This window comes from Agromyces capsici, from assembly GCF_058349965.1.
Window position 1 is genome coordinate 1 of sequence record NZ_JBYRET010000001.1, and the last position, 22,713, is coordinate 22,713.

Annotated in this window: 21 protein-coding genes and 1 tRNA gene; 11 read left to right on the plus strand and 11 right to left on the minus strand. The window is 72.1% G+C overall.

Features of this window, described 5'->3' with window-relative positions; genetic code table 11:
• Positions 1 to 441: 441 nt before the first annotated feature.
• Positions 442 to 1,287: an aldo/keto reductase gene (locus tag AC3RKB_RS00005; protein ID WP_491433940.1), complete on the minus strand. Its 846-nt coding sequence runs from the start codon at positions 1,285 to 1,287 to the stop codon at positions 442 to 444.
• Between the two features lie 122 nt (positions 1,288 to 1,409).
• Between AC3RKB_RS00005 and hrpA the strand changes: the two genes are divergently transcribed.
• Positions 1,410 to 5,408 (plus strand): ATP-dependent RNA helicase HrpA, encoded by a 3,999-nt coding sequence (hrpA, locus tag AC3RKB_RS00010; RefSeq protein ID WP_491433941.1) that lies wholly within the window; start codon positions 1,410 to 1,412, stop codon positions 5,406 to 5,408.
• Here the strand turns inward: hrpA and AC3RKB_RS00015 are convergent.
• From AC3RKB_RS00015 to AC3RKB_RS00035, 5 genes are all read right to left on the minus strand, one after another.
• Entirely contained in the window at positions 5,389 to 5,901 is a 513-nt protein-coding gene (locus AC3RKB_RS00015; protein WP_491433942.1) for an SRPBCC domain-containing protein, read from the minus strand. The two genes, hrpA and AC3RKB_RS00015, sit on opposite strands and share 20 nt — an antisense overlap.
• Positions 5,898 to 6,233: an ArsR/SmtB family transcription factor gene (locus AC3RKB_RS00020; protein WP_491433943.1), complete on the minus strand. Its 336-nt coding sequence runs from the start codon at positions 6,231 to 6,233 to the stop codon at positions 5,898 to 5,900. Before AC3RKB_RS00020 ends, AC3RKB_RS00015 begins: the two co-directional genes overlap by 4 nt.
• Positions 6,234 to 6,306: 73 nt before the next feature.
• Positions 6,307 to 7,119, minus strand: a complete 813-nt coding sequence (locus tag AC3RKB_RS00025; protein WP_491433944.1) for an amino acid ABC transporter ATP-binding protein — start codon at positions 7,117 to 7,119, stop codon at positions 6,307 to 6,309.
• A complete protein-coding gene (locus tag AC3RKB_RS00030) occupies positions 7,116 to 8,123 on the minus strand; it encodes an amino acid ABC transporter permease (protein ID WP_491433945.1) in 1,008 nt (335 codons plus the stop codon). Before AC3RKB_RS00030 ends, AC3RKB_RS00025 begins: the two co-directional genes overlap by 4 nt.
• A gap of 2 nt (positions 8,124 to 8,125) precedes the next feature.
• The gene (locus AC3RKB_RS00035) at positions 8,126 to 9,022 is read right to left on the minus strand and encodes an ABC transporter substrate-binding protein (RefSeq protein ID WP_491433946.1); all 897 of its coding nucleotides are present in this window, start codon (positions 9,020 to 9,022) and stop codon (positions 8,126 to 8,128) included.
• A gap of 173 nt (positions 9,023 to 9,195) precedes the next feature.
• Here AC3RKB_RS00035 and AC3RKB_RS00040 point away from each other — a divergent pair, with 173 nt between their 5' ends.
• The 8 genes from AC3RKB_RS00040 (at position 9,196) to AC3RKB_RS00075 (ending at position 16,371) form a co-directional block, all read left to right on the plus strand.
• Positions 9,196 to 10,404, plus strand: coding sequence for an MFS transporter (locus AC3RKB_RS00040; protein ID WP_491433947.1), 1,209 nt, complete (start codon positions 9,196 to 9,198; stop codon positions 10,402 to 10,404).
• Positions 10,405 to 10,441: 37 nt separating this feature from the next.
• The gene (locus AC3RKB_RS00045; protein ID WP_491433948.1) at positions 10,442 to 11,272 is read left to right on the plus strand and encodes an aldo/keto reductase; all 831 of its coding nucleotides are present in this window, start codon (positions 10,442 to 10,444) and stop codon (positions 11,270 to 11,272) included.
• A gap of 123 nt (positions 11,273 to 11,395) precedes the next feature.
• Complete coding sequence (locus AC3RKB_RS00050; protein ID WP_491433949.1) at positions 11,396 to 12,301, plus strand: DUF4349 domain-containing protein; 906 nt, start codon at positions 11,396 to 11,398, stop codon at positions 12,299 to 12,301.
• A gap of 9 nt (positions 12,302 to 12,310) precedes the next feature.
• Complete coding sequence (locus AC3RKB_RS00055) at positions 12,311 to 13,474, plus strand: acyl-CoA dehydrogenase family protein (RefSeq protein WP_491433950.1); 1,164 nt, start codon at positions 12,311 to 12,313, stop codon at positions 13,472 to 13,474.
• An 81-nt stretch (positions 13,475 to 13,555) separates the two neighbouring features.
• On the plus strand, positions 13,556 to 13,735 hold the full coding sequence (locus AC3RKB_RS00060) for a hypothetical protein (RefSeq protein WP_491433951.1): 180 nt from the start codon (positions 13,556 to 13,558) through the stop codon (positions 13,733 to 13,735).
• Entirely contained in the window at positions 13,735 to 14,610 is an 876-nt protein-coding gene (locus AC3RKB_RS00065; protein ID WP_491433952.1) for an alanyl-tRNA editing protein, read from the plus strand. Before AC3RKB_RS00060 ends, AC3RKB_RS00065 begins: the two co-directional genes overlap by 1 nt.
• Positions 14,611 to 14,656: 46 nt before the next feature.
• Entirely contained in the window at positions 14,657 to 15,151 is a 495-nt protein-coding gene (locus tag AC3RKB_RS00070; RefSeq protein ID WP_491433953.1) for a cation:proton antiporter regulatory subunit, read from the plus strand.
• A 14-nt stretch (positions 15,152 to 15,165) separates the two neighbouring features.
• Entirely contained in the window at positions 15,166 to 16,371 is a 1,206-nt protein-coding gene (locus AC3RKB_RS00075; RefSeq protein ID WP_491433954.1) for a cation:proton antiporter, read from the plus strand.
• A 49-nt stretch (positions 16,372 to 16,420) separates the two neighbouring features.
• Here AC3RKB_RS00075 and AC3RKB_RS00080 read toward each other — a convergent pair whose 3' ends face one another.
• The gene (locus tag AC3RKB_RS00080) at positions 16,421 to 17,527 is read right to left on the minus strand and encodes an LLM class flavin-dependent oxidoreductase (RefSeq protein WP_491433955.1); all 1,107 of its coding nucleotides are present in this window, start codon (positions 17,525 to 17,527) and stop codon (positions 16,421 to 16,423) included.
• Between the two features lie 156 nt (positions 17,528 to 17,683).
• On the opposite strand from AC3RKB_RS00080, the gene AC3RKB_RS00085 reads away from it, so the two are divergent.
• On the plus strand, positions 17,684 to 18,337 hold the full coding sequence (locus tag AC3RKB_RS00085; protein ID WP_491433956.1) for an NADPH-dependent F420 reductase: 654 nt from the start codon (positions 17,684 to 17,686) through the stop codon (positions 18,335 to 18,337).
• 3 nt (positions 18,338 to 18,340) lie between these two features.
• Here the strand turns inward: AC3RKB_RS00085 and AC3RKB_RS00090 are convergent, their stop codons facing one another.
• Both AC3RKB_RS00090 and pdxH read right to left on the minus strand, forming a co-directional pair.
• Complete coding sequence (locus AC3RKB_RS00090) at positions 18,341 to 19,804, minus strand: MFS transporter (protein WP_491433957.1); 1,464 nt, start codon at positions 19,802 to 19,804, stop codon at positions 18,341 to 18,343.
• 41 nt (positions 19,805 to 19,845) lie between these two features.
• Positions 19,846 to 20,538: a pyridoxamine 5'-phosphate oxidase gene (gene pdxH / locus AC3RKB_RS00095; protein ID WP_491433958.1), complete on the minus strand. Its 693-nt coding sequence runs from the start codon at positions 20,536 to 20,538 to the stop codon at positions 19,846 to 19,848.
• A gap of 283 nt (positions 20,539 to 20,821) precedes the next feature.
• On the opposite strand from pdxH, the gene AC3RKB_RS00100 reads away from it, so the two are divergent.
• Complete coding sequence (locus AC3RKB_RS00100) at positions 20,822 to 21,379, plus strand: AMIN-like domain-containing (lipo)protein (RefSeq protein WP_491433959.1); 558 nt, start codon at positions 20,822 to 20,824, stop codon at positions 21,377 to 21,379.
• Between the two features lie 75 nt (positions 21,380 to 21,454).
• Here AC3RKB_RS00100 and AC3RKB_RS00105 read toward each other — a convergent pair whose 3' ends face one another.
• Both AC3RKB_RS00105 and AC3RKB_RS00110 read right to left on the minus strand, forming a co-directional pair.
• Positions 21,455 to 22,441, minus strand: coding sequence for an aldo/keto reductase (locus tag AC3RKB_RS00105; protein WP_491433960.1), 987 nt, complete (start codon positions 22,439 to 22,441; stop codon positions 21,455 to 21,457).
• A 176-nt stretch (positions 22,442 to 22,617) separates the two neighbouring features.
• Positions 22,618 to 22,690, minus strand: a tRNA-Ala gene (locus AC3RKB_RS00110).
• Positions 22,691 to 22,713: the final 23 nt, after the last annotated feature.

Consider the following 22,713-nt stretch of genomic DNA (forward strand, 5'->3'; position numbering starts at 1 on the left):
AAGAACACGGGGTTCAAAAAATTGGCATTGAACATAGTGCACGCTGTTGAGTTCTCAAGAAACGGACGCACCCGGGTTCCAGCCTCGCGGCCTGCCCCCAGGGCAACCTCTCTACCGTAGCACCCCTCGAGCCCGTCTCCGACCGCGGGATCCGCGGCCGGCACCACCTCACGGAGGTGCGGTTCGTGTTGGAGTGCAACTAGATAATCTTAGGCTTGAAGCAACCGAGTCGCAATGTGCGCCTTCGAGGCTGTTTGGCTAAGACCGCCGCCTGGCCTGCCAGGGCTTCTCGCTCCCGGCCGCCGTGGCGACATGTAGAAATCTACGGGGATCCGGGGCGGGCGACAAATCGGGCGTACATCCCGGGCGTGTCGCGGCCCTCGGCCGCGGCGACAGGGGGCCGGCGGTCGCCGCCGAACCCCCGATCGCGCGGCGAATCCGTCAGCCGAACGCGTGCGGATCCGGCCCCAGTCGGCCCGCGCCCTCGAGGGCGGTGATCGCCGCCACCTCGGCGTCGGTCAGCTCGAAGTCGAACACGTCGAAGTTCTCGGCCATGCGCTCGCGGCGGTTCGACTTCGGGAAGACGATGAAGCCGCGCTGCAGGTGCCAGCGGACGACGACCTGCGCCGGCGACTTCCCATGCGCAGCGGCGGCGGCCGTCACGGGCGCCAGCTCGAGCAACGGGTACTTGCCCTGGCCGAGCGGACCCCACGACTCGATCGCGATGGCGTTCGCCGCAGCGAAGTCGACGACCTCGGGCTGCTGGTGCGCCGGGTGGAGCTCGATCTGGTCGACGGCGGGCACCACGCCCGTCTCGGCGATGACGCGCTCGAGATGCGGGACCATGAAGTTCGAGACGCCGATCGAGCGTGCGCGACCCGACTCGCGGATCTGCGCGAGCGCCTGCCACGACTCGACGTAGCGGTCCTGCGCCGGCACGGGCCAGTGGATCAGGTAGAGGTCGACGTAGTCGAGGCCGAGCCGGTCGAGGCTCGCGTCGAACGCGTCGAGGGCCGACTGCGTGCCCTGGTCGTCGTTCCACAGCTTGGTGGTGACGTACAGCTCCTCGCGCGGCAGGCCCGACGCGGCGAGCGCGCGCCCGACGCCCTCCTCGTTGCCGTAGATGCGGGCGGTGTCGAGGTGGCGGTAGCCCACCTCGAGCGCGTCGGTCACGATGCGTTCGGTCTCCGCGGGGTCGACCTTGAACACCCCGAACCCGAGCTGCGGGATCGAGTGGCCGTCGTTGAGTCGGATGCGCGGTACGGATGTCGCTGAGTTCTGCGTCATGTCGTCATGCAACCGCACGCACCTGCGAGTTCCATCCCGTGTTCGCCGGTCGCGAAAGCGAGGGCGGGGGCGCGCCGTCCGGGGGCCGTCCGACCCGGCCGTCGCCATACGATGGAGGGCTGATGTCCGAGCGCACCCCCCTTCCGATCCCCGCGATCACCTACCCGGCCGAGCTGCCGGTCAGCGGTCGACGCGACGACATCGCGCGCGCCATCCGGGACCACCAGGTCGTGATCGTCGCCGGCGCGACGGGCTCGGGCAAGACCACCCAGCTGCCGAAGATCTGCCTCGAGCTCGGCCGGGAGTCGATCGCGCACACGCAGCCGCGCAGGATCGCGGCCCGCACCATCGCCGAACGCGTCGCGGAGGAGCTCGGCACCGAGCTCGGCGGGCTCGTCGGCTACCAGGTGCGCTTCACCGACCGCGCGAGCGAGTCGACGCGCATCAAGGTGATGACCGACGGCATCCTGCTCAACGAGATCCACCGCGACCGCGAGCTGCGCCGGTACGACACGATCATCATCGACGAGGCGCACGAGCGCAGCCTCAACATCGACTTCCTGCTGGGATACCTCAAGCGCCTGCTCCCCCGACGGCCCGACCTGCGCGTGATCATCACGAGCGCGACGATCGACCCCGAGAGCTTCGCGAGGCACTTCGCGGATGGCGCCGGCGAACCGGCCCCGATCATCGAGGTGTCCGGGCGCACGTATCCCGTCGAGATCCGGTACCGCCCGCTCGTGGCCGAGTCGGCGGGTTCCGGCTCCGGCGAGGACGCCGACGACGAGGGCGCGGCCGCCGAGGACCGCGACGTGCAGCAGGGCATCCTCGACGCGCTCGACGAGCTCGAGCGCGAGTCGTCGGGCGACGTGCTCGTGTTCCTCTCCGGTGAGAGCGAGATCCGCGACGCCGAGGCCGCGGTGCGGGCGCACTACACGACCGGCCGCGGAGCCCGACGGGGCGGTGAGACCGAGGTGCTTCCGCTCTACGGCCGGCTGTCCTCGGCCGACCAGCACCGCGTGTTCGAGCCGTCGAAGGTCGCGGGCCTCCGGCGCCGGGTGGTGCTCGCGACGAACGTCGCCGAGACGAGCCTCACCGTGCCGGGCATCCGGTACGTCGTCGACGCGGGCACGGCGCGCATCAGCCGGTACTCGGTCCGGTCGAAGGTCCAGCGCCTGCCGATCGAGCCGATCTCGCAGGCCTCGGCGAACCAGCGGTCCGGCCGGTCGGGTCGCACGAGCGACGGCATCGCGATCCGCCTGTACTCCGAGGAGGACCACGGGAGGCGGCCCGAGTTCACCGACCCCGAGATCCTGCGCACGAACCTCGCTGCGGTCATCCTGCAGATGGCCTCGCTCGGACTCGGCGCGATCGAGGACTTCCCGTTCCTGACCCCGCCCGACGCGCGCGGCATCCGCGACGGCGTCGAGTTGCTGCGGGAGCTCGGGGCGATCGACGACGTGGACGGCTCGGACGGACCGCGGCTCACGCGCGTCGGGCGCCAGCTGTCGCGCCTGCCGATCGAGCCGCGCTTCGCGCGCATGGTGCTCGAGTCGAAGGCGCAGGGCGTCAGCCGCGAGGTGCTCGCGATCGTCGCCGGCCTGACGATCCAGGACCCGCGCGAGCGCCCGCTCGAGCGGCGTGAGCAGGCCGATGCCATGCACGCGCGGTTCGTCGATCCGACGAGCGACTTCCTGACGCTGCTGAACCTCTGGAACCACCTCGAGCACCAGCAGCGCGAGCTCTCGGGCAGCGCGTTCCGGCGGATGTGCCGCAGCGAGTTCCTGAACTACCTGCGGGTCCGCGAGTGGCAGGACCTCTACCGCCAGCTCGTTCGGCTCGCGAAGCCGCTCGGCCTCCACGTGGCGCAGCAGGCGGGCGCGCCGAACCCCGACGGCATCCACCGCTCGCTGCTGGCCGGCCTGCTCTCGCAGATCGGCATCCGCGACGACAGCCGCACCGCGAGCGGGCGCGGCGGCGCGGGCGCCCAGCGCGAGTCGGAGCGCCGCGGCCGGCGCCCGCAGGCGGAGTTCGCGGGCGCGCGGAACGCGCGCTTCGTGGTGTTCCCCGGGTCGGCGCTCGCGAAGAAGCCCCCGGCGGCGATCATGGCGGCCGAGCTCGTCGAGACGAGCCGCCTGTTCGCCCGCACGGCGGCCGCGATCGACCCGGCATGGGCCGAGCAGCTCGCCGGCCCGCTCGCCAGGCGCAGCTACTCCGAGCCGCGCTGGGAGCGACGCCAGGGCTCGGCCGTCGCCGACGAGAAGGTCACGCTGTTCGGCGTGCCGATCGTGCCGAAGCGCCGCATCCAGCTGGCCCGCGTCGACGCTGCGCTCGCGCGCGAGCTGTTCATCCGGCACGCGCTCGTCGAGGAGGACTGGGACTGGAGCCGGCTCGACAAACGGGTGTACGCCTTCGTCCGGCGCAATCGCGAGCTCCGCCGCGAGCTCGGCGAGATCGAGGAGCGCACGCGCCGGCGCGACGTGCTCGCCGGTGACGAGGTCGTGGTCGCGTTCTACGAGCAGCGCCTGCCGGCCGAGGCCACCGACGCGCGGGCGTTCGAGCGCTGGTGGCGCGCCGAGCAACGCCGCTCGCCCGATCTGCTGACGATGACCGCGGCCGACGTCCTCGGCGACGAGGGCGTCACGGCCGACGGCGGCTTCCCCGATCGGTGGCGGCAGGGCGACCAGACCCTCACGCTCCGCTACCGCTTCGAGCCCGGCTCGCCCGACGACGGCGTGAGCGTGCTCGTGCCCCTCGTGCTCCTGCCCCGGCTCGAGCCGGCCGGGTTCGACTGGCAGGTGCCGGGCCTGCGCGACGAGCTCGTGACCGCGATGCTCCGCACGCTGCCCAAGGTGCTGCGCCGGCAGGTGGTCCCCGCCGCCGAGTGGGCCGCGAAGATCGGCGCGGAGCTGCCCGACGGCCCCGAGGCCGGGGGCACCCGGCCCCCGTTCGCCGAGGCCGTCGCGGGCGTGATCAAGCGCCTGACGTACGCGCCGGTCACGGCCGACGACTTCGACCTCGACCGGCTGCCGCCGCACCTGCGGGTGACGTTCCGCGCGGTCGACGAGCGCGGACGCGCCGTCGGCGACGACAAGGAGCTCGCCGCGCTGCAGGAGCGCCTCGCCGACCGGGCGAGCCGCGCGGTCGCCTCGACGTTCGCAGAACCCGAACGACGAGGTCTCGAGACGCGCGCTGCGCGCGCTCCTCGACCAGCAGAGGCTGCGCGCGCTCCTCAACCCGCGCAAGCGGCATTCGCCGAGCAGTCCGGGGTCACGGCGTGGGAGTGGGACGAGCTGCCCGACCACGTCGACACCCGCCAGGCGGGCAACGTCGTACGCGCATACCCGGCGATCGTCGACGAGGGCTCGTCGGTCGCGCTGCGCCTGGTCGCGACCGCGGAGGAACGCGATCGGGCATCGCGCCGCGGCATCCGTCGCCTGCTCGTGCTCGCGACGCCGTCACCGGTCGCGTACGTGCAGGAGCACCTGTCGAACCAGGAGAAGCTCGCGCTCGCGTCGAGCGCCTACCCCGGCCCGCGCGCGCTCCTCGACGACTGCCTCGCCGCCGTGGTCGACGCCGAGCTGCGCGCGCGCCACGCCGACGGGCTCCTGCGGACTCGCGCCGAGTTCGACGCCGTCCGCGACGCGGTCTCGGCGACCGTCATGGATCGCATGTTCGAATCGGTCGCCCTCGTCTCGCGGATCCTCGTCGCGGCCCGCGAGGCCGATCGCGCGATCGCGAAGGCCTCGAGCCTGCACCTGATGTCGGCGCTCGCCGACGCCCGCGCGCAGCTCGAGGCGCTCGTGCCGTCGGGCTTCGTGTCGGCGACGGGCCTCGACCAGCTGCGCCACCTTCCGCGCTACCTCGAGGCGATCACCGTGCGCGTGCGCCGCATGCAGGAGAATCCCGGCCGCGACCGGCAGCTCATGACCGAGTTCGACCAGGCGCGCATCGCGTACGAGAAGGCCGGCGGCACCATCCCGATCGATCCCGAGCACGCCCCCGGTCTCGTGCGCGTGCGCTGGCTGCTCGAGGAGCTGCGGGTCGGCCTGTTCGCGCAGGAGCTGCGCACCGCCGAGACCGTGTCGGTCAAGCGGATCATCAAGGCGCTGTCGGAGTGATCTCGGCGAAGCGGGACGCGTAGCCCGGCTCGAGCTCGGCGAACCGGCGGTCCCAGCGTTCGCGATCCTTCTCGGCCGCGGGGTCGACGAGGTGCCACGCGAGGCTCTCGAGGTAGGTGTGCCAGCCGGGGCCGTAGTCGAGCCGCGTGACGTGCTCGTGCCGGAGGCGCAGGCGTGTGCGGCCGCCCTCGGGCTCGAGCTGGACCGTGACCAGCGACGGCGTCTCGCCCACGACCGTCCACGTCGTCGTGAAGCCCGCCGGACGCTCGCACGAGGTCACCTCGCCGTCGCAGTAGACGTCGCCGTCGCGCGTCAGCGCCTGCCAGCGCCCGCCGAGCCGGAACTCGCCGCGGTAGGTCGCCATCCAGCGCGCGAGCCGCTCGGGCGTGGTGATCGCCTCCCACAGGTCGTCGGGTGCGGTGTCGTAGACCTCGTCGAACTCGAGCAGGAACCCGGGCTCGTCGGGGAAGATGTCGCCGGTCACGGCCATCATGCGTCCTTCCGTCGGGCACGCGTTCCGCGCGCGACCTCGGTGTGCAGCGCATCGAGCCGCTGCCGCCACATGCTGCGGTAGCGGTCGAGCTCGGCGGATGCCGCGTCGACCCCAGCGCGGTCGAGCGCGTAGATGCGGCGAGCGCCGTCGGCCCGCACCGTCGCGAACCCGTGCTCGCGCAGGATGCGCAACTGGCGCGAGACCGCCGGCTGGGTGATGCCGAACTCCTTCGCGACGACGTCGACGACGGCGCCGGCGGGCCGCTCGCCGTCGGCCAGGAGGTCGAGGATGCGGCGGCGCACCGGGTCGCCGAGGACGTCGAACGCGTGCACGGCGACATCCTATCAATCTGTCGTTATATATGGAACGGCTGATGTGATCGCCGCGCCGGGCGCCGCCCCCGCGTCAGAGCACCTTCGAGAGGAACGCCTGCGTGCGCTCGTGCTTCGGGTTCGCCAGCACCTCGCGCGGCACGCCCGACTCGACCACGATCCCGTCGTCCATGAAGACGAGCGTGTCGGCCACCTCGCGCGCGAAGCCCATCTCGTGCGTCACGACGATCATGGTCATGCCGCTCTTCGCGAGGCCCTTCATCACGTCGAGCACCTCGCCGACCAGCTCGGGGTCGAGCGCCGAGGTCGGCTCGTCGAAGAGCATGAGCTTCGGGTCCATCGCGAGCGCGCGGGCGATCGCCACGCGCTGCTGCTGCCCGCCCGAGAGGTGCGCCGGATAGTAGTCGGCCCGCTCGGCGAGCCCGACGCGCGCGAGCAGCTCGCGCGCACGCGCCTTCGCCTTCGCCTTGGACACACCCTTCACGGTGACCGGTGCCTCCATGACGTTCTCGATGGCCGTCATGTGCGGGAACAGGTTGAACCGCTGGAAGACCATGCCGATGTCGCGCCGCTGCTTCGCGGCCTCCTTCGGGTTGAGCTCGTAGAGCTTGCCGCCCGCCTCGCGATAGCCGACCAGGTGGCCGTCGACCGACAGCCGTCCGGCCGAGACGTTCTCGAGGTGGTTGATGCAGCGGAGGAACGTCGACTTGCCCGACCCGCTCGGCCCGACGAGGCAGAGGACCTCTCCTCGCTTGACCTCGAGCGTGATGTCCTTCAGCACCTCGTGCGAGCCGTAGCTCTTCGAGACACCCTCGGCGAGCACCATCGGCGTCGTGCGGGTGCCAACGGTCGCCGCGGCCGTGCCGGTCTCGTGGACGTCGCTCATCGCGCGTCACCTCCGTGCTTGTCTGCGATGGGCGGAAGCTCCGTCGATGACTCGTCGCCCCCGACCGCGGGCACCACGGCGGTCGGCACCGTGCCCGCGACGGTGTTCGGTCGCGCGCCGATGCCCCGGGCGAACCGCTTCTCGAGGAAGTACTGGCCGACCATGAGCACCGAGGTGAAGAACAGGTACCAGATCGACGCGACGATCAGCAGCGGGATCGGGTTGAACGTCTCGGCCGAGATGTCGCGCGTGCGCGTGTAGAGCTCGAGCGTGAACGGCACCGCCGTGACCAGCGAGGTCGTCTTCAGCATCGAGATGACCTCGTTGCCGGTCGGCGGGATGATCACGCGCATGGCCTGCGGCAGGATGACGCGGCGCATCGTCTGCGACCAGCTCATGCCGAGCGCGGTCGCCGCCTCGTCCTGGCCCTTGTCGACCGAGAGCAGGCCGGCGCGCACGATCTCGGCCATGTAGGCCGCCTCGTTGAGCGCGAGGCCGATGACGGCGAGCCAGAACGGCCCCAGCACGTCCTTGGTCTCGAACGAGACCCACGGCTCGGTGAACGGGACGCCGATGTCGATCGACTGGTAGATGATCGCGATGAGGCCCCAGAACACGAGCTGCACGTAGACCGGCGTGCCGCGGAAGATCCAGAGGTAGAACCAGGCGATCGACTTCACGACCGGGTTCGGCGAGAGCCGCATGACGGCGAGCACCACGCCGAGGACGATCGCGATCGCCATCGACAGCACGGTGAGCTCGAGCGTCACGAGCGCCGCCTGCGACACGCGCCGGTCGAAGAGGTACTGCCCCACGACCGGCCAGTCGTACGCCGGGCGCTGCGCGGCGTCGATCACGAACAGGGCGAAGATCAGCACGAGCACCACGGCGAAGATGTTGCGCCACGGATGCCGCAGCTTCACCGCCTTGATGGGCGTGCGCCCGGTGCCGGCCGGCGGCGGGGCCTCCCCCGTCGCCGGCCGGTCCGACCCGAGTGCGGACACGATCAGCCCTGACCGGCCGCGTTGATCGTGATCTCGTCGATGCCGCCGTCGGCCACGCCCCACGCATCGAGGATCTCGCCGTAGGTGCCGTCGTCGACGAGCGACTGCAGCGCCGCCTGGATCGCCTCGGTCAGGCCGCGGTCCTTGCCCACCGCGATGCCGTAGGGGGCGACGTCGAACGACTCGCCGGCCGGCTGCAGCTTGTCGCCCGTCTGCTCGATCGCGTACAGGGTGACGGGCGAGTCGGCGCTGAGGGCGTCGGCCTGGCCGAGTGCCACGGCGTTCGTCGCGGCATCCTGCGTGTCGAAGGGCACCTTCTCGATGGCCGGCTTGCCCGCGGCGACGCACGCGTCGGACTTCGCGGGCACCTCGTCGGTGTCCTCGTACGTGGTGGCCTGGACGGCGACCTTCAGCCCGCACGCGTCGTCGGGGTCGACGTCGTTGCCCTTGGCCGAGGCCCACATGATGCCGGCCTCGTAGTAGTTCACGAAGTCGACCTGCTCCTCGCGCTCGACCGTGTCGGTGAAGGAGGAGACGCCGATGTCGGCCTTGCCGCCCTTGACGCTGGGGATGATGTTGTCGAACTTCGCGACCTGGAACTCCGCCTCGAGCCCGAGCTTCGCGGCGACGGCCTCGGCGAGCTCGGCACCCCAGCCGATCGGGTTGCCGTCGGCGTCCTTGAACTCGTTGGGCGGATAGGTCGGGTCGATGCCGACGATGAGCGTGCCGGACTCCGCCACGTCGTCGGGCAGCAGGGCGACCGCCGCCTCGTCGACCGCGATCGACGCTTCGGGAGCGGCCGACGATCCGGTTCCGGTCGACGTGTTGTCGACGCATCCGGTGAGCAGGAGCGCCGCGGCCGCGAACACGGCAGGGACGGCGACGAGGCGAGTACGCATGGGATTCCTCTTGTTCGGTGAGAAGGATCGACGAGGCCGCACGGGTCGTCGTCGACACTCGGAGACACTAATACAGTCGATGGGGGTCGGCGCTCGCCCTCGGGGCGATCGGCGCCGCTCGTTTCGCCTGCGGGGCGCGGGGCGCGCGACATCCGCCTCGATAGAGTCGGGGAGTGGCAAGCTACACCGACCTGCTGAGGACTCCGGGCGTCGCTCGCATCATCGCCGCCCAGCTCACGGCTCGGTTCCCGTCGGGCATGCTCTCGCTCGCGTTCCTGCTGCACGTCGAGCAGCAGACCGGCTCCTACGGCGCCGCGGGTCTCGTGCTCGCGGCCACCTCGATCGGGCAGGCGGTCGCCGGGCCGCTGACGAGCCGCCTGATGGGACGGCTCGGCATGCGGCCGGTGCTCACCGCGACGCTCGTCGTGTGCGCGAGCTCGGTCATCGCGATCGGCCTGCTGCCGCTCACCGTGCCCCTCTACATGGCGGTCGGCCTGCTGTGCGGTCTCGCGACCCCGCCCGTGCAGCCCGCGGTGCGCACGATCTACCCCAAGATGGTCAACTCCCGGCAGCTGACCCCGCTGTTCTCGCTCGACGCCTCGGCGCAGGAGGTCATCTGGGTCGTCGGCCCGGTCGTCACGACCTTCGTCTCGACGCAGATCGGCACCGTCTGGGGCATCCTGCTCGCCGCCGCGATGATGATCGGCGGCACGATCTGGTTCATCGCCTCGCCCGAGCTCGGCCGCGTCCGCATCCCGCGGTCCAAGCGACGGTTCGGCACCGTGCTCGCGCGACCGCCGGTTCTGCTCGCGACCGTCGTCGGCTTCCTCCTCATCGGCGCGTGCGCCGCGGTCGAGGCCGGGGTCGTCGCCGCGTTCGGGCACGACGGCGCCGAGGCCGGCATCGTGCTCGCCATCTTCTCGATCGGCAGCCTCGCGGGCGGCCTGACGCTCGGGCACGTGCCGATCAGCCCCTGGTCGACCGCACGCCGCATGCTCATCGTCTTCGTGGGCGTCTCGCTCGCGGCGTTCGCGATGGAGTTCTGGTGGCTCGCCCTCACGCTCTTCATCGCCGGCATCGGCATCGCGCCCGCGCTCGCAGTGCTGTTCTCGATCGTCTCGGTGAGCGTGAAGTTCTCCGACACCGCCGAGGCGTACGGCTGGGTCGGCACGGGGCAGCTCATGGGCGCCGCCCTCGGCTCGGCGCTCGCGGGCTTCCTCATCGACGGGTACGACGCCGTCGGCGCGTTCTGGGCCGCCGCCGTGCTGGCGTTCCTCGGCGTCGTCGTCCCGGCGCTCGGACGGCGCTGGCACCCCGACCTCCGCGGGCGCGACGCGAGCCCCATCCCCGACACCGAGCCGGTGCCGGTCACCCCGAGCTGACCCCCGACCGACTCCACCGAGAAGCAGAGGCAGACGGATGTCGCATCCCCCACTCGCACCCCTGGTTCCGCTCGCCGACGGGCGTGCCATCCCGCAGGTCGGCTACGGCATGTACAAGGTGCCGGCCGCGGAGGCCACGCGGCTCGCGCGGACCGCGCTCGAGCTCGGCTACCGCCACCTCGACACGGCCGCGCTGTACGGCAACGAGGCCGAGGCCGGCGCCGCGGTTCGCGAGAGCGGGCTGCCCCGCGAGGAGGTCTTCGTCACGAGCAAGGTGTGGAACGACGATCACGGCTACGACGAGACGCTGCGTGCGTTCGACGCGGCCATGCGCCGGTTCGGCCTCGACCGGCTCGACCTGTTCCTGATCCACTGGCCGGTGCCGTCGAAGGACCGCTACGTCGACACGTGGCGCGCGCTCGTGCGCCTCCGCGACGAGGGTCGGGTCGCGTCGATCGGCGTCTCCAACTTCCACGCGCACCATCTCGAGCGCGTCATCGACGCGACGGGCGTCACGCCCGTCGTCAACCAGGTCGAGCTGCACCCGTGGCTTCCGCAGCGCGAGCTCCGCGCCGCGCACGAGCGGCTCGGCATCCGCACCGAGGCGTGGTCGCCGCTCGCGCGCGGTCGCCTCCTCGGCGACCCGGTGCTCGGGCCGATCGCGGCGAAGCACGGCCGCTCGGTCGCGCAGGTCGTGCTCGCATGGCACGTGCGGCAGGGCACGATCGTGATCCCGAAGGCGTCGAGCCCCGAGCGGATCGCGGAGAACCTCGACGTGTTCTCGTTCGAGCTCGACGAGGCGGATGTCGCGGCGATCGCGACGCTCGAATCGGGCGAGCGGACGGGGCGCGACCCCGACACCGACTGACGGAGGGTCTCGCGACGGCCCTGCGGGCCTCCTCGACCCGAACCGGCGACCGCAACCGGATCGTGATCCGACTCGCAGCGGGCGCCCAGACATCGGGTTCGCGCCCGGCGGTACCGTGACCGCATGACCCGCCGACGTGCTCATCTCGCCGCGGCCGCCGCCGCGATCGCCGCGCTCCTGCTCTCGGGCTGCACCATGGGGCAGGGCTCCTCCACCGACGGCGGCACCACCGGCGCGGAGCCGCAGCCCGATATCGGCGTCGAGGCGCCCGTCGAGGGCGGCGACGCGAGCGAGGAGTTCGCGCCGCAGCAGTCGGTCGAGGACGACCGCAGCGTCATCACGACCGGATGGCTCACGATGACCGTCGACGACCCGGTGGATTCGGCCTCCGAGGTCGCCGCGATCGTCGACCGAGCCGACGGCCGGATCGACAGCCGCAGCGAGACGCCCGGCACCGACACGCAGCAGCCCCGGGCGACGCTCGTGGTCCGGATCCCCGCCGACGCGTTCGACGCCGCGCTCGCCGAGCTGCGCGAGCTCGGCGAGGTCGACTCCGTGCAGCTCGACGCCTCCGACGTGACGCAGCAGCGCAAGGACCTCGATGCGCGCATCGAGGCGCTCGAGGCATCCGTCGACCGCCTGCTCGCACTGCTCGCGGAGGCGACGACGACCGCGGACCTCATCGCGATCGAGTCGGAGCTCTCGTCGCGGCAGGCCGAGCTCGACAGCCTCGTCGCACAGCGGGAGTGGCTCGTCGACCAGGTCGACTACTCCACCCTCACGGTCGAGCTGCTCTCCGAGGGGGTCGCACCCGACGCCCGGCCCGACGACTTCTGGAGCGGAGTCGTCGCCGGCTGGGAGGCGCTCGTCGCGTTCCTCTCCGGCCTGCTCGTCCTGGCGGGCATGATGCTGCCGTGGCTGGCGCTGCTCCTGGTGCTCGCCGGCATCGTCGTCGGCATCGTGATCCTCGCGACGCGGGGGCGCCGCCACCCGCACGACGCCCCGCCCTCCGAGGACCGCGCGGCGTAGGCTGGGCGCGTGCGTGCGCTCACCCCGGAGACCCTGCTCGACGACGACCTGCTCGCGCTCCTGCGCGAACGCGCGGCCGACTACGACCGGCGAAACGCCTTCTTCACCGAGGACCTCGATGAGCTCCGCGAGCGCGGTTACCTGCGCGCGCTCGTGCCGACCGACCTCGGCGGCCTCGGGTGGAGCCTCGACGACGTCGTCCGCGCGCAGATGCGGCTGGCCGGGGCGGCGCCCGCGACCGCGCTCGGCGTCAACATGCACCTCGTCTGGACCGGGGTCGCGCGCCTGCTGCACGACCGCGGCGACGCCTCGCTCGACTTCGTGCTCGATGAGGCCGCCGGCGGCGAGGTGTTCGCGTTCGGCATCAGCGAGGCCGGCAACGACCTCATGCTGTTCGGCTCGGGGACCGTCGCCGACCCGCAGCCCGACGGCAGCGTCCGCTACTCGGGCCGCAAGATCTTCACGTCGCTCTCGCCCGCGTGGACGCGGCTCGGCGTGCACGGCCTCGACTCGCGGTCCGACGACGCGCCCAAGCTCGTGTACGGCTTCATCGACCGCGAGGACCCCGACGTCCGCACGCTCGACGACTGGGACACGATCGGCATGCGCGCCACGCAGAGCCGCACCACCGTGCTCGACGGCGCCGTCGCGGCGGCCGACCGCATCGTGCGCCGGCTCGATCCCGGCCCGAACCCCGACCCGTTCGTCTTCGCGATCTTCGCCTGCTTCGAGTTGTTCCTCAGCTCGGTGTACGCGGGCATCGCGGCCCGGGCGCTCGAGCTGGCTGCGGAGTCCGCGAGATCGCGCCTCTCGGCGAAGACCGGCCGCGCCCGCTCCGAGGATCCCGACGTGCGCCGCCGGATCGCCGAGGCGGCGCTCGCGCTCGACGCGATCCCGCCGCAGCTCGTCTCGCTCGCGCGCGACGTCACCGACGGCGTCGACCACGGCGCCTTCTGGTTCGCGAAGCTCTCGGGCGTGAAGGTCCGCACCGTCGAGACCGCGCGGGAGGTGGTCGACCGGGCCGTCCGAGTGGGCGGCGGCGCGACCTATTTCGCGGGGAACGAGCTCGGCCGGTTGCAGCGCGACGTGCTCGCCGGGGTGTTCCATCCGTCGAGCGAGGATGCCGCGCTCTCGACCATCGCGAACGCCTGGCTGGGGCCGGTGGAGGAGTAGCGCCGGCGGCGCGTTCCGGGAGCACGGGCCCCTCGATAGACTGGCGCCGCGGCGCGTGCCGCACGTCCGAAGGAGTTCGTCGTGAGCCTGTTCCCGTTCCTCATCGCCATGGGCCTCTTCCTCTTCGGCATGTGGCTGATGAGCATCGCCGATGTCGTCACCGGATTCGAGGCCATCGTCTTCTTCGGCGGCATCGCCGCGGTCTCGCTCGCCCTCGCCATCCCGGTCAACGTGCTCGGGCGCCGCGAATCCGGCATCTGATGGCGCTGCCCGGCACCGACACGATCGTCACCTTCCCCGTCGGGGACCTCGCCGCGACCGGCACCGTGGTCCACGTCGCACCGCACGGCGAGCAGCTCGCGGTCATCACCGACCGGACGAGCATCCATCCCGTCGACAGCGCCTGGCCCGACCAGCCCGCCGACCCCGGCGTGCTGCGCGCCGACGGCCGCGAGGTCCCGATCCGCGACGCGGTCGTCGCGGCGACCGACGGCGCCGACCTGCACGTCGGCGACATCCCCGTCCGGCCGGGCACCGACGGATGGACCTTCCTCGTGGCGCACCTCCTCGACGCCGACGTGCCCGTCTCCGAGGGCGACGAGGTCGAGCTCGAGGCCGACGGCGCGGCGCGCCGGGCGCTCTCGGCCGGCCACACCGCCTGCCACGCGGCATCCCTCGCCCTGAATCGCGCGCTCGCCGGCCGCTGGTCGAAGGCGGCCCGCGAGGACGCGTTGGGCTCGCCCGACTTCGACGGCATCGCCATCGCGTCCTCGCGCATCGGTCCGTTCGGGTCGGTCGACCGCTACCGGCTGAACAAGTCGCTGCGCCGGGCCGGGTTCGACCCGACCGGGCTGGCCGACGAGCTCGGCGCGCTCGCGGCCTCCGTCGATGCGACCCTCGCGGAATGGGTCGCCGCCGACGCGAAGGTGCGCGTCGAGCGCGTGGGCGAGCACCTCACCGATCGCCGGACCTGGGTGTGCGAGCTGCCCGAGGGATCGGCGCGGATCCCGTGCGGCGGCACGCACGCCTCCTCTCTCGGCGAGCTCGGCGCCGTGCACGTGTCGTTCGAGCTCGGCGACGACAACGGCACGCCCGTGCTCGAGATGACCACCTCCGCGTCGCCCGGCGCGGCCTGAGCGCCACTCGGCGCCGATGTCCGCTCGCGGGGTTACCATGTCGGGCGTGGGTATTCGCATCGAGAAGGTCGACCTGCCCGGGATCGGCTTCCGCCACGACCTCGTGACCGAGGGCGGGCGGCGCATCAGCGTCGTGTCGCACCGGGACGGCGAACGGGACCTCGGCGTCTTCGACGACGACGATCCCGACGCCTGCCGCGACTCCATCCCGCTGAACGACGACGAGGCCGCCGCGCTCGCCGACGTGCTCGGCGCCTCCGTCATGATGTCCCGCCTCACGAGCCTCTCCGACGAGACCGCGGGACTCTTCACCGAGCAGATCGCCCTGCCGACCGACTCGCCCTACCTCAACCGCCCGCTCGGCGACACGAAGGCGCGCACGCGCACGCACGCGTCCGTCGTCGCGATCGTCCGCGACGGGCAGGTGATCCCGTCGCCGACGCCCGCCGACGTCCTGCGCGCCGGCGACGTGATCGTGGCGGTCGGCACCCGCGGTGGCCTCGACGGGGTGGCCAACCTGCTCGCCCACGGCCCCGACTGAGCCGGGGCACCGGGATGCACGAGACCACGCTGCTCCTCGTCGAGGTCGGCGCGCTGCTCCTCGCCATGAGCCTGCTCGGCCGCCTCGCCATCCGCTTCGGCATCTCGCCCATCCCGCTCTACCTGATCCTCGGCCTCGCGTTCGGCGAGGGCGGACTCGTGCCGCTCGAGGCGAGCGAGGAGTTCCTCGCGACCGCCTCCGAGATCGGCATCATCCTGCTGCTCGCGCTCCTCGGCCTCGAGTACACGGCCGAGGAGCTCTTCTCGAGTCTCATGACCTCACGTCGCGCGGGCATCGTCGACGCGGTGCTGAACGCCCTGCCCGGCGCGGCGCTCGCGCTCATGCTCGGCTGGGGTCCGGTCGCCGCGGTCGCACTCGCCGGCGTGACCTGGGTGTCGTCCTCGGGCGTGATCGCGAAGCTGCTGCGCGACCTCGGGCGCCTCTCGAACCGCGAGACGCCGTCGGTGCTCGCGGTGCTGGTCATCGAAGACCTGGCGATGGCCTTCTACCTGCCGGTCCTCTCGGCCATCGTGGTGGGCGTGAGCCTCGTGCAGGGCGCGGTCGCCGTGGCGGTCGCGGTCGGCGTGGTGGCACTCATCCTCTTCGTCGCCTTGCGCCACGGTCACGTGATCTCTCGGCTCTTCCCCGCCGACCACGCCGAACCGCTGCTGCTCGGCGTGCTCGGCCTGGTCATGCTCGTCGCCGGGCTCGCGCAGGAGGTCAGCGTGTCGGCGGCCGTCGGGGCGTTCCTCGTCGGGATCGCGCTGTCGGGTCGCGTCGCCGCGAACGCGAGCGCCGTGCTGACGCCCCTCCGCGACCTGTTCGCGGCGACGTTCTTCGTGTTCTTCGGGCTCACCACCGACTCGGGAAAGCTGCTGTCGATGCTGTTGCCGGCCACCCTGCTCGCCGCGGTCACGATCCTCACGAAGCTGGTCTCGGGCTCGTACGCGGCGCGCAAGGCCGGCGTCGGCACGCTCGGCCAGTGGCGCGCCGGGCTCGTGCTCGCCCCGCGCGGCGAGTTCTCGATCGTCATCGCCGGCCTCGCGGTCGGCTCGGGCGTCGAACCGGCGCTCGCCCCCCTCGCCACGGCTTACGTGCTCGTGACCATCCTCGCCGGCACGTTCCTGTCGCGCCTGCCCGATGCGGCGTGGTTCCGCTCCGCCGTGCGTCGGCGGCGCGGGGCTTCCGGGCAGCCCGGCCTCACCGGCGCGCGGCCCTAGGGTCGCTGCCCGGCATCGGCGCATGGCGCTCAGCGGGGCCGCGACGCACTCAGCCCGCGGAGGCCGCCTCGTCGAGAGTCGCCTCCGACTCGGCGAGCAGCTCGCGCACGCGCGGGACGACCTCGGTCGCGTAGAGCTGGATCGTGCGCATCATCGCCTCGTGCGGCAGGGTGCCGTTGGAGTACTTGAGGTCGAAGCGGTCGGCCCCGAGCGTGCGCATCGCCGCGGCGATCTTCTGCGCGACGGTCTCGGGCGAGCCGGCGTAGAGGGCTCCGTGCGGCCCCGCCTCGCCCTCGAAGTGCTCGCGCGTGACCGCGCCCCAGCCGCGTTCCCGGCCGATGCGGTTCATGATCACCTCGTAGTGCGGCCACAGCGTGTCGAGGGCCGCCTCGTCGGACTCCGCGATGATGCCGGGCGAGTGCATCGCGATCGGCTGCGGATCGTGGCCGAACTGCGTGAGCGCCTTGCGGTAGAGCTCGGCAAGGGGAGCGAAGCGCACGGGGCTGCCGCCGATGATGGCCAGCACGAGCGGCAGGCCGTAGTGCGCGGCGCGCACGACCGATTCGGGGCTGCCGCCGACGCCGACCCACGTCTTCAGCGTGCCGTGCTCGACGCGGGGGTAGACGAGCTGGTCGGTGAGCGAGGAGCGCAGCGTGCCCTCCCACGTCACGGGCTCCTGCGGGAGCAATGCCGAGAAGAGGCTGAGCTTCTCCTCGAACAGATCCTGGTACTGGCTGAGCTCGAATCCGAACAGCGGGAACGACTCGATGAAGGACCCCCGCCCGAGGATCACCTCGGCACGACCGTTCGACAGCCCGTCGAGCGTCGCGAAGCGCTGGTAGACGCGAACGGGGTCGTCGGAGCTGAGCACGGTGACCGCCGAGCCGAGGTGGATGCGCTCGGTCCGGCCCGCGATCGCCGCGAGCACGACCTCGGGCGCGGAGATCGCGAACTCGTGCCGGTGGTGCTCCCCCACGCCGAAGAAGTCGAGTCCCAGGCGATCGGCGAGCTCGGCCTCCTCGACGACGTTGCGCAGCACCTGCGCCTGCGAGAGCAGGTCGCCGTCGGCGCCGACGGTGACGTCGCCGAAGGTGTCGAGTCCGAATTCGTAGTGGCGCGCCATCCGCTGCTCCCCATCCGCTTGATCGATGCACATGCATGCATCTGACGGAACTCCGTCCGGTCCGAGACTATTCCGGCGCGCCCCGGCCGGGAATGCCCGAGCGCGGCGGGGCGTTGCCACGGATGACGGCGTCGCGAAGCGACGTCGGCGGGTCGCGCCGTCCGGCGGGCCCTGACGAAGAGGAGCAGCGTGACGGATCGACCGGTCATCGGCATCTTCGGCGCCGGCAAGGTGGGCACCGCACTGGCCCGGCTGCTCGTCGAAGCCGGGTACGAGGTCGTCCTCACCGGATCGCCGCGCCAGACCGCGCTCGACCTGCTGGTCTCCGTCGTCGCGCCCGGCGCGACCGTCGCCGCGCCCGACGACCTCATCGCCCGCGCCGACCTCGTCATCGTCGCCGTGCCGTTCGGCAAGTCGGGCTCGATCCCCTGGGAGCGGTTCGACGGCAAGGTCGTCGTCGACGCCACGAACTACTGGCCGCCGGTCGACGGGCACATCGCCGAGATCGACGACGACCCGCGATCCACGAGCGAGATCCATGCCGCGTTCAATCCCCGCGCCCGCGTGGTGAAGTCGCTCAACCACCTCGGCTACCACGACATGGAGGACGACGCGCTGCCCGCCGGCTCGCCGCTGCGCCGCGCCCTCGCCGTCGTCGGCGACGACGAGGAGGCACGACGCGTGGTCGCCAGGGTGATCGACGACCTCGGCTTCGACGCCGTCGACGGCGGCGGACTCGCCAACGGCCGAGCCCTGGAGCCCGGCCACCCCGCATTCGGCCGAGAGCACTCGGTGACCGAGCTCGCCGCGCTCCTCGACGCGGAGCGCGTGCTCGCCGCCTGAGGCCTAGACGATCCGGTCGGCCCGGCGCTGCCGCAGGTCGACGAGGCCGACGAACAGTGCGAGCAGGAGCAGGGCGCCGACCGCCGACATCCCCACGGCGTACGCCGTGTGGTAGAGGTCGATCCGGCCCTCCTGCGCCTCCTCGTTGTAGAGGGTCGAGTAGAACAGCGAGAGCGCGACGGCCGTGCCGATCGCGGTGCCGATGCGCTGGCCGAGCTGCCCGACCGAACCGGCCAGCCCGCCCTGGATCACCGGGACGTCGGCGAGCGCGAGCACCTGGTTCGGCGCGATCACGAGGCCGCCTCCCGTGCCGCCGATGAGCATGACCGCGGCCATGATCCATGGGGTGAGCTCGGGCGGCGTGGCCACGGCCACGAGCACGAGCAGCCCGAGGCCGACGAGCAGCAGCGCGACGCCGAGCACCACGAGCGGACGGCCCACGCGGTTGACGAGGCGCCCGCCGAGCCACGATGTGAACGCGCTCGTGAGCGCGAACCCGATCGTGACCATGCCCGCGTAGACGGGCGCGAGGCCGAGGCCCTCCTGCAGGTACAGGTTCGTGAGCAGGAACGACGCCGGCGTCGCGGCGAAGTACGCGGTGGCCAGCAGCGTGCCGTTCCGATACGAGCGCCGCGAGAACAGGTCGAGGGGCACGAGCGGGGCCCGGCCGGATGCCGCGTACCGCTGCTCCCACCAGATGAACGCGACGACCGCGACCGCGAAGAGCACGAGGGTCCACCACCGGGCCGGGTCGTCGTCGGGCGAACCGGTGGTGAACAGGAACGGCCACATCAGGGAGACCACCACCACGCCGAAGACGGCGATGCCGACGGGGTCGAGCGAGATCCGGGCGCGATCGCCCGGCGGGCGGCCCGGCAGCAGCCGCGCCGCGAACACGAGCGCGACGAGCGCGAGCGGGACGTTCATCCAGAAGATGCCGCGCCAGCCGTCGACGGGGCCGCCGATCGCGATCGCGAGGCCGCCGAGCGTGGGCCCGAACGCGGTCGCGATGCCGATCGTCGCACCGAACAGCCCGAACGCGGCGCCGCGCTCGGCGCCCTGGAACAGCTGCTGCACGAGGCCGAGCACCTGCGGCATCTGGATGCCCGCCGCGACGCCCTGCAGCAGCCGGCCGACGATCAGCACGCCCGAGGTCGGCGCGAGCGCGCAGGCCAGGCTCGTCAGCGCGAACAGCGAGAGCCCGATCAGGAACATCACCTTGCGCGAGCCCTGGTCGCCGAGCCGGCCCGCGGGCACCAGCGTCAGGCCGAACGTCAGCACGAAGCCCGCCACCAGGAGCTGCAGCTCGGTCGAGCCGGCGCCGAGCGCGTGCTCGATCGACGGCAGCGCCACGTTGACCTTCGTGAGGTCCATGATCGTGATGGCCGCGACGGCCACGCACACCCAGTACGCTCGCCAGCGCCGATCGTTCGCCGTGGGGGCGTCGGCTTTCGGCGGTTGCGGCATCCGCTCCAGCCTATGCCCGAGCGCGCCCGGCCCTGTGCACGCTACGGCTGCAGCCGCTCGAGCCGCCAGGCGCCGGAGTCGGCCCCCGGATCGCGCGTGAACACCAGCCGGTCGTGCAGCCGCGACGTGCGGCCCTGCCAGAACTCGACGCGCCACGGCCGCACCCGGAACCCGCCCCACCGGTCGGGGCGACGCACGTCGCCAACGCCCGAGTACTCCTCTTCGAGTGCCGCGACCTGCGAGACCAGCTCGGCGCGGGAGCCGATCGGCTGCGACTGGCGGCTCACGGTCGCCGAGATTCGCGCGCCGAACGGGCGGCTCGACCAGTACGCGTCGGACTCCCCGTCGTCGACCCGGCTCACCGCGCCCGTGACGATCACCTGCCGATGCACGAGATACCACGGGAACAGCAGCGTCGCCGTCGGGTTGGCCGCGAGCGCCCGCCCCTTCCGCGACTCGCGGTCGGTGTAGAACGCGAACCCGCGATCGTCGACCCCGCGCAGCAGCACCGTGCGGCTCGACGGCGTGCCGTCGGCGTCGATGGTGCCGAGCACCATCGCGTTGGGCTCGTACACGCCGCGCGCGTCGGCCTCGGCGAGCCATCGGTCGAACTGCACCAGCGGGTCGGATGCCACGTGGTACTCGTCGAGCTCCTCGGCGCCGTAGTCGGTGTGGCGGTGCAGGGCGTGCTCGAGGTCGCGGTCGAGCCGCTCCGGGTCGATCGCGTCGCTCATGGACCCAGCGTACGAGGAGGTGCCGCTCGCCCGGAACGGCGCAGTGGGCCGTTGGCCCCGCTCACCGCGACCGTCGCAGGGCTAGCCTTGCCCCAGGTTCGGCCGATGATCCGTTCACCACGCCGATGTGGCCGAGTGAGCGTGGCCGATGGTCCGTTCAGCTGGAGGAGGAGCGATGATGCGATCCGGATCGGGATGCATCCGACCGTCCACTCGCCGAGCATGGAGGGCTGCTGCGTTCGTGCTCGTCGCCGCAGCTGCGATGTCCGTGTCGGCGTGCACCTTGACCGGGCCCGAGCCGACGCCGACGTCGACCGCGCCGTCCGAGTCCACGCCCGCTGCGACGCCGCCGGCGACGACCTCCCCGACGCAGCCGGCAGCGGCGGAGTGTCCCGACCCCGGCGGGACGGACACGATCGAAGACGGCTTCCCCGGGCGCCTGTCGACCCTCGTCGGCCTCGAGATCCGCACGGGCGGCCATCCGCCGTGCTTCGAGCGGGTCGTGATCGAGTTCGCGGGAACCGGCGACCTGCCCGGATACCGCGTGGAGTACCAGCCCGACCCGATCATCGATTCGCCGAGGGGTGAGCCGGTCGAGGTGGCGGGCGACGCGACGCTCGTGATCTCAGCGGGCTCGTGGATGCCCAACCCCGACGGCGACGGCTACGACGGACCCCGCGAGCTCGTGCCGGACAATGTCGGGACGATCGTCGAGCTCCAGCAGATCGAGAACTTCGAGGGGATGACGGCCTGGGCCGTCGGCCTCGATCGCGAGCGGGCGTTCACCGTCACGACGCTGCGGAATCCGTCGCGCCTCGTGGTCGACATCGCGCTCGACTGAGGTCGGGCGCGGTCCCGTCGGCCCGGCGGGCCGCGAGTCGGCGACCATGGACGTGGACGGATGTCTCACGACCGATCAGAGCCCGACCATCCGCATGCCGGACTCGTCGTAGCGGTCGCCCGCGACGCCGAGCCGCTGCACGATGCCGTTCAGGTCGGCGACCTCGTCGGCCGAGAGCGCGACGGTCGTCGCCGCCGCGTTCTCGTCGACGCGCTCGCGGCGTCGGGTGCCGGGGATCGGCACGATGAACGGACGCTGCGCCAGCAGCCACGCCAGCGCGACCTGCGCGGCCGCCGCGCCGCGCTGCTCGGCGAGCTCGCGCACGTGATCGACGAGCGCCTGGTTCGCGGCCAGGTTCGCAGCCTCGAACCGCGGGACGCGAGACCGGATCTCACCGTCGCCGAAGGTCGAGCCGGTCGTCACGGCACCCGTGAAGAACCCCTTGCCGAGCGGGCTGAACGGCACGAACCCGATGCCGAGCTCCGCACAGGCCGGGAGCACCTCGGCCTCGGGGTCGCGGGTCCAGAGCGAGTACTCGCTCTGGACTGCGGTGACCGGGAAGACCGCGTGCGCCCGGCGGATCGTGCTCGCCCCGGCCTCGGAGAGGCCGAAGTGCTTCACCTTGCCCGCGGCCACGAGCTCTCCCACGGCGCCGGCGACGTCCTCGACGGGCACGGCGGGGTCGACGCGATGCTGGTAGAAGAGGTCGATCGCCTCGACGCCGAGCCGCGCGAGCGAGGCGTCCGCGACGCGGCGGATCTGCTCGGGTCGCGAATCGGTGCCCTGCATGCGCCCGTCGACGATGTTCCACCCGAACTTGGTTGCGACCACGACCCGGTCGCGCACGGGGGCGATCGCCTCGCCGACGAGCCGCTCGTTGTCGTACGGCCCGTAGACCTCGGCCGTGTCGATGAACGTGATGCCCTGCTCGACGGCGTGGCGGAGCACGCCGATCATGTCGTCCCGGTCGCCGGGATTCGGCCCGTAGCTCATCGACATGCCCATGGCGCCCAGGCCGACCGCGGACACCTCCAGTCCCTGGCCGAGTGCTCTCGTGTGCATGTCGCGTCCTTCCTCCGTCGTCGCGACCATTCCACCGGATGCCGGCGCCGCGAGGGAGGACGCGTCGGGACACGCACTGCCAGGTCCCCCCTGGCAGCCCCGGCGGATCATGCCACGGCCGACCGGACGGCGGAGACGACGAAAGCCCCGGTCTGACGACCGGGGCTTTCACTCGGTGGACCCAGGGGGATTCGAACCCCCGACCTTCTCATTGCGAACGAGACGCGCTACCAACTGCGCCATGGGCCCGAGCCGTCAACGACTCTACCATC

What these genes read in the sequence shown, in the direction of transcription:
- AC3RKB_RS00005 (WP_491433940.1), bottom strand. Translation starts at nt 1,287, where the DNA reads ATGACGCAGAACTCAGCGACATCCGTACCGCGCATCCGACTCAACGAC.
- hrpA (WP_491433941.1), top strand. Translation starts at nt 1,410, where the DNA reads ATGTCCGAGCGCACCCCCCTTCCGATCCCCGCGATCACCTACCCGGCC.
- AC3RKB_RS00015 (WP_491433942.1), bottom strand. Translation starts at nt 5,901, where the DNA reads ATGATGGCCGTGACCGGCGACATCTTCCCCGACGAGCCCGGGTTCCTG.
- AC3RKB_RS00025 (WP_491433944.1), bottom strand. Translation starts at nt 7,119, where the DNA reads ATGAGCGACGTCCACGAGACCGGCACGGCCGCGGCGACCGTTGGCACC.
- AC3RKB_RS00035 (WP_491433946.1), bottom strand. Translation starts at nt 9,022, where the DNA reads ATGCGTACTCGCCTCGTCGCCGTCCCTGCCGTGTTCGCGGCCGCGGCG.
- AC3RKB_RS00045 (WP_491433948.1), top strand. Translation starts at nt 10,442, where the DNA reads ATGTCGCATCCCCCACTCGCACCCCTGGTTCCGCTCGCCGACGGGCGT.
- AC3RKB_RS00050 (WP_491433949.1), top strand. Translation starts at nt 11,396, where the DNA reads ATGACCCGCCGACGTGCTCATCTCGCCGCGGCCGCCGCCGCGATCGCC.
- AC3RKB_RS00065 (WP_491433952.1), top strand. Translation starts at nt 13,735, where the DNA reads ATGGCGCTGCCCGGCACCGACACGATCGTCACCTTCCCCGTCGGGGAC.
- AC3RKB_RS00075 (WP_491433954.1), top strand. Translation starts at nt 15,166, where the DNA reads ATGCACGAGACCACGCTGCTCCTCGTCGAGGTCGGCGCGCTGCTCCTC.
- AC3RKB_RS00080 (WP_491433955.1), bottom strand. Translation starts at nt 17,527, where the DNA reads ATGTGCATCGATCAAGCGGATGGGGAGCAGCGGATGGCGCGCCACTAC.
- AC3RKB_RS00090 (WP_491433957.1), bottom strand. Translation starts at nt 19,804, where the DNA reads ATGCCGCAACCGCCGAAAGCCGACGCCCCCACGGCGAACGATCGGCGC.
- pdxH (WP_491433958.1), bottom strand. Translation starts at nt 20,538, where the DNA reads ATGAGCGACGCGATCGACCCGGAGCGGCTCGACCGCGACCTCGAGCAC.
- AC3RKB_RS00105 (WP_491433960.1), bottom strand. Translation starts at nt 22,441, where the DNA reads ATGCACACGAGAGCACTCGGCCAGGGACTGGAGGTGTCCGCGGTCGGC.